The sequence below is a fragment of the Pseudoalteromonas sp. SWXJZ94C genome (assembly GCF_015864385.1).
Taxonomy (GTDB): domain Bacteria; phylum Pseudomonadota; class Gammaproteobacteria; order Enterobacterales; family Alteromonadaceae; genus Pseudoalteromonas.
Map to the genome: position 1 here is coordinate 63,696 of NZ_JADYXF010000025.1, position 10,056 is coordinate 73,751.

The following is a 10,056-nucleotide window of genomic DNA, read 5'->3' on the forward strand; positions in this document are numbered from 1 at the left end:
ACTATCATGAAATTAGTGCCAAGATACACAGACATTACGGAAAACTTTGCCATTGAAGATTTTCCTGCAAGTGTTGCCTCTCCTCAGTTATTGCTGTGGAACGATGGTTTAGCAAAACAATTTAATATTAATGTTGCTGACGACTTACGTGCCAATATTTTTAGTGGTAACGAAAAACAGGCTATTCCTGCAGTAGCACTTGGTTACTCTGGGCACCAATTTGGGCATTTTTCACCACGTTTAGGTGATGGACGAGCGCATTTACTGGGCGCTATTAATGATGATAAAAACCAGTTGTGGGATATTCAATTAAAAGGCTCTGGTGCTACTCCTTACTCAAGAGGGGGAGATGGACGTTGCGCACTTGGTCCTGCTATTCGTGAATACGTAATGAGCGAGGCAATGCATGCACTAGGCATTAAAACCACACGTTGCTTAGCGGTCGTTGGTAGTGGTGAAACGGTTTATCGTAATCCACCACAAGCAGGCGCAATAGTTACTCGTTTAGCAACCAGTCATATTCGTGTTGGCTCGTTTCAATATTTAGCGACGCAAGGCGATGTTGAAGGGCTTAAAAATTTAGCCGATTTAGCTATAGAGCGACACTACCCAGAAATAACCGATACAGGATCGCAGCGTTATTTAGCATTTTTAGGGGCTGTCATTAAAAACCAAGTTAAATTAGTTATCAGTTGGATGCGTGTTGGTTTTATTCATGGAGTAATGAATACCGATAATACGCTAGTGAGCGGGGAAACCATTGATTACGGTCCGTGTGCGATGATGAACAGCTTTGACTTTGATACTGTATTTAGCTCTATTGATAAACAAGGGCGTTATGCATTTGGTAATCAGCCTAATATGGCAAATTGGAACTGTGCTCGCTTAGCTGAAAGTTTAATACCTCTTATTAGTGATGATGACGAGCAAGCTGTTTCGCTAATGACGCCATTTATTAATAGTTTTGCTGAGCAATTTAATACTGAGTTTACGGCTATGTGGGCGCAAAAGTTGGGTTTAAGTGAAACTACCGCTAGTGATAGCGAGTTAATTGCTGAGTTATTGACACTATTAAAAGACAATCAGCTCGATTATACCAATACTTTCGATGCATTAACTGAGTCGTTAAATGGTGAGGTGCTTATACCTAAAGCACTAACACTGTGGGTAAATAAGTGGCAAAGTAGAACTAATGATAATAGTTATAAAATAATGCGAGCAGCTAATCCACGTGTTATTCCTCGTAACCATGTGATCGAAAAAATAATAGCGGAGTATAATGATACTGGTGCAAGTAAGTTGCTACAAAACTTTATACAAGTAGCAAATAGTCCGTATTCAGAGAGTGAAAATTTACCTGAATTTCAGACAGCACCATTGAGTGATAATGATTACCGCACTTTTTGTGGTACTTAATTATTAACTTTAAATGTAACTCCATGATTAAAAAGAGTCATTTTTAATCATAAATACACATAATATGTAGGGTAATGTAAAATCTGGTGGTATTATGCGCCGACTTAAAGCCAAGCAATTTTTCTGTGCATTACTAAGTGCATTTAATTTAATTGCTCTTACATTCCCTGCTGAGTATCAATTTACAAAACCACTTTATTTATTTTTACATTAAGGCTTTAACTTCGCCTATAGTAAGTAGTTGTGTGTTGTTACTAAGCATTGAAGAAAGTTATAAACTTTATTTTTCGTTAAGTATTGATTAACAAAAGCTCAGGTAGTCTGTACAAAACTGGTTGAGCTAGAGTTCATTAGCTACAATTTATTAGTTGTTAAAAATGGGAAGAAAACAATGAAATTAAAATCACTTACAATTGCAATCGCGCTAGCTGCAACTAGTGCATCTACATTCGCTGCAGATAAAGAACCAGGTTATTACATTGGTGTGTTTGGTGACTACTACGACGCATCTTGGAAAAACTTAAACTTGCACCAAGACCTAGAAGTTAATGAGTCTGCAAGCTGGGGTGCTGAAGTAGGTTACCGTTTCAGTGATTACTGGAGTGGTCGTCTTGAGTATGCAGATATGGATTTCAACGCATTTTTAGCAGCACCATTTCCAAATGGTAACCGCGATGATGAAGAAGGCGAGCGTTTTGGTGTTGATGCACTTTACCACTTTGGTGGCGGTCCTTTCTACGGTTTATTCGGTGTTAAGGAAATGCAAGTAGCTACAGATAATACTTTCCTAAATGCAGGTGTTGGTTACCAACATTTCATTACAGACGGTTTATTTGTTAACGCTGAAACATCTGTATACCAAGGTCTTGACCGTGGTTACACTGACGTAGGCGCTAAATTAGGTATCAACTACTTATTTGGTCAAAATTCTATGCCAGAAAAGCCTGTTGAACCAGCTCCACAACCTACTGTTGTTGAAGTGCCAGTAACTCCAGCAGATAGCGACAACGATAACATTGCTGATGTAGACGATAACTGTCCTAACACACCAATGACAGATGCTGTTGATGGTAATGGTTGTACTTTATATGAAGATAAAGAAGTAACTGTAAGCTTATTAGTGACTTTCCCTAACAATGCTTCAGCTGTATCTACTCAGTATTTAGATGATATTGAAAAAGTATCTGCTTTCTTAAAAGAGTACCCAGATACAACAGTACTTTTAGAAGGTCACACTTCTTCAGTAGGTAAAGCATCTTACAACAAATGGTTATCTAAAAAACGTGCTGACGCAGTTGCTCAACAATTAGTTGAAACTGGTGTTGCTAAAAACCGCATTACTACAGCTGGTTTAGGTGAAGAGCGTCTTAAAAATGATGCAAACACTAAAGCTGCAAACGCAGAAAACCGTCGTGTAGAAGCGCATATCAAATCTATCAAAAACGTTAAAGTTTTACGTTAATTAAATAGTTTGTAATAAAAACCCAGCAAGTGCTGGGTTTTTTTATGCTTGTAATAAATTAACATTGGTTAATGGTAATGATTCTTACTTAACAAGTATTCATGAAAATAGTTTTTACTACAACCACTATTCATAGTATTTATAATCGGTATAATCAGTTGCGTAACTGGATGGATTTTCATCTATCCATAAAAGCTTTATAATTACGCGTTAGAATACTATAAGTATTGGGTAATATGTTGCGCTTGAAGCGCTACCGGATACTTTCACGTCACCAAGAGGGCAATATTGTGCTACAAGAATATCGTAAACACGTAGAAGAACGTGCCGCGTTAGGTATCGTACCAGCGCCATTAGATGCTCAGCAAACTGCTGATCTTATTGAATTAATAAAAACTCCACCTGCAGGTGAAGAAGAATTCATTTTAGATTTGTTCATTCAACGTATACCAGCAGGTGTTGATGATGCTGCTTATATTAAAGCGGGCTTCTTAGCCGCTGTATCTAAAGGTGAAGCTAATTCTCCACTTGTTTCTAAAGAAAAAGCGGCAGAATTGTTAGGCACAATGCTTGGTGGCTACAATATCGCACCAATGATTGACCTGCTTGATGACGAAACACTTGCACCAATCGTAGTTAAAGGCCTTTCAAATACATTACTTATGTTTGATGCGTTCTACGATGTAGAAGAAAAAGCAAAAGCCGGTAATACATTTGCTAAGCAAATTATTGAGTCTTGGGCAAATGCAGAATGGTTTACTAATAAGCCAGCTGTTGCTGAAAAGATCTCAGTTACTGTATTTAAAGTAACTGGCGAAACAAATACTGATGACTTGTCTCCTGCACCAGATGCATGGTCTCGTCCAGATATCCCACTTCATGCTTTAGCAATGCTAAAAATTGAACGCGATGGTATTACACCTGATAAAGCGGGCGAAGTAGGTCCAATTACTCAGCTTGAAGAATTAAAAACTAAAGGTTTACCACTTGCTTACGTAGGTGATGTTGTTGGTACGGGTTCTTCTCGTAAGTCTGCAACTAACTCTGTACTTTGGTTTATGGGCGATGATATCCCATTCGTACCAAACAAGCGTGTTGGCGGTGTATGTCTAGGTAATAAAATTGCTCCAATCTTCTTCAATACAATGGAAGATTCAGGCGCATTACCAATCGAATTAAATGTTGATGAACTCAACATGGGCGAGCAAATCGATATTTATCCGTACGAAGGTGTTGTTAAACAACATGGTACTGATAAAGTAATTTCTACTTTTGAGCTTAAATCTGATGTGATTTTAGATGAAGTTCGTGCTGGTGGTCGTATTCCACTAATTATCGGTCGTGGTTTAACTGATAAAGCCCGTACATCTCTTGGCTTAGGCGCAACAGATACATTTAAAGTACCAACAGCAACAGAAGTTTCTGATAAAGGCTTCACACTAGCGCAAAAAATGGTTGGTAAAGCATGTAACGTTGCAGGTATTCGCCCAGGTCAGTACTGTGAGCCTAAAATGACAACTGTTGGTTCGCAAGATACAACAGGTCCTATGACACGTGATGAACTTAAAGATCTAGCATGTTTAGGTTTCTCTGCAGATTTAACAATGCAGTCTTTCTGTCATACATCAGCTTATCCTAAGCCTATCGATGTAAGCACTCACCATACGCTTCCTGATTTCATCATGAACCGTGGCGGTGTTTCACTTCGTCCAGGTGATGGTATTATTCACTCGTGGTTAAACCGTATGTTATTACCAGATACCGTAGGTACTGGTGGTGATTCACATACACGTTTCCCATTAGGTATTTCATTCCCAGCAGGTTCGGGTGCAGTAGCATTCGCAGCAGCAACCGGTGTTATGCCACTTGATATGCCTGAATCTATTTTGGTTCGTTTTAAAGGCGAAATGCAACCAGGTATCACTTTACGTGACCTTGTTCATGCAATCCCTTACTACGGTATCAAACAAGGTTTATTAACAGTTGAGAAAAAAGGTAAAATTAACGAATTCTCTGGTCGCGTACTAGAAATTGAAGGCGTTGAGCACCTAACTGTTGAGCAAGCGTTTGAATTATCAGATGCATCTGCAGAGCGTTCGGCAGCAGGTTGTACTGTTAAGTTATCTAAAGAGTCTATCTCTGAATACCTAGAATCAAACATTGTTATGCTTAAGTGGATGATTTCTGAAGGTTACGGCGATGTACGTACGATTGAACGTCGTATTACTGCAATGCAAGATTGGTTAGCTAACCCAGAACTAATGGAAGCTGACGCTGATGCAGAGTACAAGCATATCGTTGAAATTGATTTAGCTGAGATTAAAGAACCTGTTCTTTGTGCTCCAAATGACCCAGATGATGCGCGTCTTCTTTCTGATGTTGCTGGCGAGAAAATTGATGAAGTATTCATCGGTTCTTGTATGACTAACATTGGTCACTTCCGTGCTGCTGGTAAGTTACTTGATGGCTTTAAAGGTCAACTTCCGACTCAGCTTTGGGTTGCTCCACCTACTAAGATGGACAAAGACCAACTTACAGAAGAAGGTTACTATGGTATTTTTGGTCGTGTTGGCGCACGTATCGAAACTCCAGGTTGTTCACTATGTATGGGTAACCAAGCACGTGTTGCAGATAAAGCAACGGTTGTGTCTACCTCTACACGTAACTTCCCTAACCGTTTAGGTAATGGCGCAAACGTATTCTTAGCATCATCTGAGCTTGCTGCAATTGCTGCAATCATTGGTAAATTACCAACAGTTGCTGAGTACCAAGAATATGCTGCGAAGATCAATGCAACGGCGTCAGATACATACCGTTACTTGAACTTCCACCGTATGCCTGCTTACACTAAAAAAGCAGACAACGTGATTATTCAACAAGCTGTATAATTTTTAGAGTTTGTTTAAAAACCCGCTTAGGCGGGTTTTTTATTGGCTAAAATAAATATTAGATAGTTCATGCTCTATTTTATGGTTTATTATATTGAATTTAGCTAATAATTGATTTAAACATAAATAATAAAGCAAAAATTCCTTTCTATATGCATTAAAATCCTCACCAATATTCTCATTATTTTAGGCGAGATTTTATGACAGCATTAAACAACCAGAATTTACTGCAACTACGTTTTGTTAACCAAGCAAATATTGATTTGGTTAAGCCTTCTTTTGATAACCTGCCTGCTAATCCTTATGCAGATGGTGCCTTTCGTAAACGTCGTTACTCAGTAGTTAAAATGCAAAATGGTGAAATAAAGCTACAACAAGCCAAAGCATTTGTTCAAGACGATTCAATTAATACTTTTCAAGGTAATGTAGAGCGTACTTACGAAAACCTAGAGCAAAGTTTACTTGAGTCAGAAGGCATGAAAAGCATTGTAAATGAGTTTCGCCAACTTACGGGTATTGATGAGCAGCGTGATATTGAAATTCATCAGTTCCGTATGCTTGCAATTAACAGCGATACGCCGGCAGCGCCAGAAGGCGTGCATCAAGATGGTTTTGATCATGTATGTATATGTGGTGTTTCTCACGAGAATTTAGAAGGCGGCGAGCTACTTGTATACGAAAACAAGCAAGCTGAGCCTTGTTTTAAAATGGAAATAAAAGACGGCATGTTTGCATTAATAAATGACCGTCAAGTGTGGCATAACGCAACACCTATGAACAAAATTGATGCTAGCAAACCAGGTTACCTGGATTGTTTTGTATTAACGTCTTAAGGAATAAGCATGAACATAACGCAATTACGTGAGCAGTTTCCTGCATTAATGCAAAACGTTGATGGTAAATCGCCCGTATTTTTAGACGGACCAGGTGGCTCGCAGGTACCAACATCGGTGCTTAATGCGATGACAGCTTATTTAGGTCATTATAATTCAAACTTAGGTGGCGCGTTTTTTTCTAGTGATAAAACGGTTGAGTTGATGGCGAATGCGCGTCAAGCCGCCGCTGATTTACTTAATGCACCTAGCTCACAACAAATTGTGTTTGGTCCAAACATGACCAGCCTAACATTTAGCTTTAGCCGTGCAATTTCACGTGACTGGCAGGCTGGCGATGAAATAATTGTAACCAATGCCGATCATTTCTCAAATGTATCGTCTTGGCAACAAGCCGCAGAAGATAAAGGCGTAAAGGTAAATACAGCGCTTATTAACGAAGCAGATTGCAGCTTAGATATGGCGCAGTTTGAAAGCTTATTAAACAGCAACACTAAGCTTGTAGCGGTAACTTACGCTTCAAATACCACCGGTTCAATTAATAATATTAAACGTATTGTTGAGCTAGCTCACGCTGTAGGCGCACTTGTTTATGTTGATGCCGTACATTACGCACCGCACGAACTTGTTGACGTGCAAGCGCTTGATTGCGACTTTTTAGCCTGCTCTGCATATAAGTTTTTTGGCCCGCATTTAGGTATGGTTTACGGTAAAAAAGAACATTTAGACGGGTTCACACCTTATAAAGTTGAGCCAGCTAAAGACGTAACACCAGGTCGTTGGGAAACCGGCACACAAAGCTTTGAGGCAATGGCGGGTTTTATCGCGGCTGTTGATTACATTGCAGCAATTAGCGAACTTGACGATAGCCATTCACGCCGCGAAAAGTTAAGTGTTGCTTTTACTAAAACTAAACAGCATGAAATGGCGCTTAGTGAGCACTTTTTAACGCGCTTGGTAAACTACCCACGCATTAAGCTGTTTGGTATTGATGACTTTGATCGCTTAAATGAGCGTACACCTACTTTTGCTTTAATTTTTGAAGGACTTGAGCCGCGCGCTGTTTCAGAGTTTTTAGGTAAACAGCATATATGCGTGTGGGATGGTAACTTTTATGCCCAAGGTTTGTGTAAGCAATTAGATGTGCTTGATAAAGGCGGTGTAGTGCGCATTGGTTGTATGCACTACAACACCATTAAAGAGCTTGATCAGTTATTTGATTTATTTGATGAGCTACTAGGTTAATCATATAAGTTTTGGTGCGCTAACTCTTTGGCGCACCATATATTTGTTCTGCACGATTAAACAACACCCACGATGTTAAAATATACTTATCGTTTGATACTGGCTTATTACCTCTATGAGTATGTGTAAAGTAGCCTGGGGCTATTACCATAGTGCCTTTTTTAGGTGCGATTTTACGATTTTGATAGTAAAACTCAGTTTCACCACCTTCTTCTACATCGTTTAAATAAAACATAAATAACAACACGCGATGCAAAGCTTCATTGTGTTGTAGCTGCGGATAAACCTCACTGTGCCAGTAAGGGTAACCACCTTTATTTACTTCGTATTTTTGCGCTTGAATATTGCCAAGTCTAAAAATTTGCTGCACTAAAACAGGTAGTTGTGGTCTGCCTACTTCATCAAAGTTATCTTGAGTTAAATCGACAACGTCGCCTGTTTTTGGGTGATAAACTTTTAAGCCAAACGCCCCAATCATCATAAAAATATGTTCTTCAATATAGTTAAAAACATGCTGTGCAGTTGTTTGTTGTATATGTTTTAATTGCTGGGCATATTCGGGATGATTATTTAAATGTAAATCGTGGCTGTCTTTTTTCTTTAAATCGACACCGCCCGATGTCACCCCTTGTTTTACATGTGGGCTTTGCGCGAATGTGGTAATAAAGTTATCGCAAAAATCATTGCTTAGCGCATTATCGTATACGCGAATAAAGTCCGTCATGAGTAACCTTTTATAAGGATTATTATGTTTATTGAAAAAGTGATGCCGCGCTTTAGTGAAACTGATGCGCTTGGACATATTAACAATACCGTACTCCCCGTATGGTTTGAAGTCGCGCGTGGACCTATTTTTAAATTTTTTACACCTGACTTAAATCCACAAGACTGGAAACTGATCATAGCTAAAATAGAGGTGTCGTTTGTCGGTGAGTTATTTTATGGTCACGAGGTGATAGTTAAAACCTCTGTAGAGCATATAGGCACTAGCTCTTTCACACTTCGACAAGAAGCATGGCAACACGATAAATGCTGTGCGATAGGCAAAGCCGTGATGGTGAGATACGATTTTATTGCTAAATCAAAACAAGCACTCAGCATTGACGAAAAAGCAGCGCTTAACGAGCATATTACTGCGGAGTCATAACTTAGCTAATAAATGACCTTTTAGTGACAAACGCTTGGTTTGTCATATTCTTAGCATAATTGAATGCTAGATTAATCCTCTTAAATATAACGACTGATACAGTTGTTTTTACTTTTGAATTAAGAGGTTGTTAAAGTCATTTTATGATTATCGAATCATTTTTTGAAAAATTATATACCGAGCACAACAATGAACTAAACCGTAGAGTCCGTGATTTTTTTGGGGCAAGCCTTAGCGACCATGAAGATTTAGTGCAGGAGGCATTTAGTAATATGTTGTCGCACCAGCATATTGATAAAATAGAGTTTCCGAAAGCTTATCTGCTTCGTTCAGCTATTAACATTGGTTTAAATTATCGTTCTCGTTTTAAAAATACCCAACATTTTTTAGACGACACCCTCGATAATATTGATGAACCACTATGTACACAAGGTAGCCCTGAGGATCTATGTAGCATGAATTTACGAATTGAATATATTTCAGATGCGATGAATACGCTTACAGATAAGCAGCGAGACCTTATAGTACGTAGTCGTATTCATGGTGAAACATATCAACAAATTAAAGTGGCAACAGGGTTTAGCCTAGGTGATATAAGCCGCCAAATGCAAAGTGCTATTGAGCAATTGCATAGCTACATAAGTGCCAAAAATGCGTGACTAAGTTCCCTAGTCACGCTAATCCTCTCCTTGTACGCGTTATTATATAGAGCCATAGGTTATCTTCGTTTTATTGCGGTTATTTAATGGGAAGAACCATTGAAGGCTGCCTCCCTTGACCATTAATTTTAAGTTGGGTTGGCGAAAATTCAAGAGTGCTAAATGCAGTTGTATCGGTATCAAGCATCGCATGAAAAGTTACAAAGTGAATGCCGTCTTTTTTTGCGTAATTACCTACATGGTTATGACCATTAAACCATGCTTTTACGGTTGAATACTGGCTAATAAGGGTTCATAGGTTAGACATTAAGAGATAATTGGATTCAGGCCGCATTTTAATCGTCCTTTTTCTTTATCTCTTTTTGGGTTCGCTCTTCGTGCATATTTTGACAAAAAAATGATAGTT

The 10,056-nt window shown here is 38.8% G+C and carries 8 protein-coding genes; 7 read left to right on the forward strand and 1 reads right to left on the reverse strand.

Annotated elements, in window-relative coordinates:
- Positions 1–6: 6 nt before the first annotated feature.
- The 5 genes from I6F65_RS12280 (at position 7) to I6F65_RS12300 (ending at position 7,844) form a co-directional block, all read left to right on the forward strand.
- Complete coding sequence (locus tag I6F65_RS12280) at positions 7–1,416, forward strand: YdiU family protein (protein ID WP_166109372.1); 1,410 nt, start codon at positions 7–9, stop codon at positions 1,414–1,416.
- Between the two features lie 391 nt (positions 1,417–1,807).
- Complete coding sequence (locus I6F65_RS12285) at positions 1,808–2,878, forward strand: OmpA family protein (RefSeq protein ID WP_024610401.1); 1,071 nt, start codon at positions 1,808–1,810, stop codon at positions 2,876–2,878.
- A gap of 290 nt (positions 2,879–3,168) precedes the next feature.
- A complete protein-coding gene (acnB, locus tag I6F65_RS12290; protein WP_024610402.1) occupies positions 3,169–5,766 on the forward strand; it encodes a bifunctional aconitate hydratase 2/2-methylisocitrate dehydratase in 2,598 nt (865 codons plus the stop codon).
- A 200-nt stretch (positions 5,767–5,966) separates the two neighbouring features.
- Entirely contained in the window at positions 5,967–6,599 is a 633-nt protein-coding gene (locus I6F65_RS12295) for a 2OG-Fe dioxygenase family protein (RefSeq protein ID WP_024600036.1), read from the forward strand.
- A 9-nt stretch (positions 6,600–6,608) separates the two neighbouring features.
- A complete protein-coding gene (locus I6F65_RS12300) occupies positions 6,609–7,844 on the forward strand; it encodes a cysteine desulfurase-like protein (protein WP_197113081.1) in 1,236 nt (411 codons plus the stop codon).
- 19 nt (positions 7,845–7,863) lie between these two features.
- Here the strand turns inward: I6F65_RS12300 and I6F65_RS12305 are convergent, their stop codons facing one another.
- The gene (locus I6F65_RS12305) at positions 7,864–8,568 is read right to left on the reverse strand and encodes a 2OG-Fe(II) oxygenase (RefSeq protein ID WP_197113083.1); all 705 of its coding nucleotides are present in this window, start codon (positions 8,566–8,568) and stop codon (positions 7,864–7,866) included.
- Positions 8,569–8,592: 24 nt separating this feature from the next.
- Here I6F65_RS12305 and I6F65_RS12310 point away from each other — a divergent pair, with 24 nt between their 5' ends.
- Together I6F65_RS12310 and I6F65_RS12315 are read left to right on the forward strand one after the other, a co-directional pair.
- Positions 8,593–8,991 carry a thioesterase family protein gene (locus I6F65_RS12310; protein WP_197113084.1) on the forward strand — a complete coding sequence of 133 codons (399 nt, stop codon included), beginning with the start codon at positions 8,593–8,595 and terminating at the stop codon, positions 8,989–8,991.
- Between the two features lie 143 nt (positions 8,992–9,134).
- Positions 9,135–9,650 (forward strand): RNA polymerase sigma factor, encoded by a 516-nt coding sequence (locus I6F65_RS12315; RefSeq protein WP_197113085.1) that lies wholly within the window; start codon positions 9,135–9,137, stop codon positions 9,648–9,650.
- Positions 9,651–10,056: the final 406 nt, after the last annotated feature.

What these genes read in the sequence shown, in the direction of transcription:
- I6F65_RS12280 (WP_166109372.1), top strand. Translation starts at nt 7, where the DNA reads ATGAAATTAGTGCCAAGATACACAGACATTACGGAAAACTTTGCCATT.
- I6F65_RS12285 (WP_024610401.1), top strand. Translation starts at nt 1,808, where the DNA reads ATGAAATTAAAATCACTTACAATTGCAATCGCGCTAGCTGCAACTAGT.
- I6F65_RS12295 (WP_024600036.1), top strand. Translation starts at nt 5,967, where the DNA reads ATGACAGCATTAAACAACCAGAATTTACTGCAACTACGTTTTGTTAAC.
- I6F65_RS12300 (WP_197113081.1), top strand. Translation starts at nt 6,609, where the DNA reads ATGAACATAACGCAATTACGTGAGCAGTTTCCTGCATTAATGCAAAAC.
- I6F65_RS12305 (WP_197113083.1), bottom strand. Translation starts at nt 8,568, where the DNA reads ATGACGGACTTTATTCGCGTATACGATAATGCGCTAAGCAATGATTTT.
- I6F65_RS12310 (WP_197113084.1), top strand. Translation starts at nt 8,593, where the DNA reads ATGTTTATTGAAAAAGTGATGCCGCGCTTTAGTGAAACTGATGCGCTT.
- I6F65_RS12315 (WP_197113085.1), top strand. Translation starts at nt 9,135, where the DNA reads ATGATTATCGAATCATTTTTTGAAAAATTATATACCGAGCACAACAAT.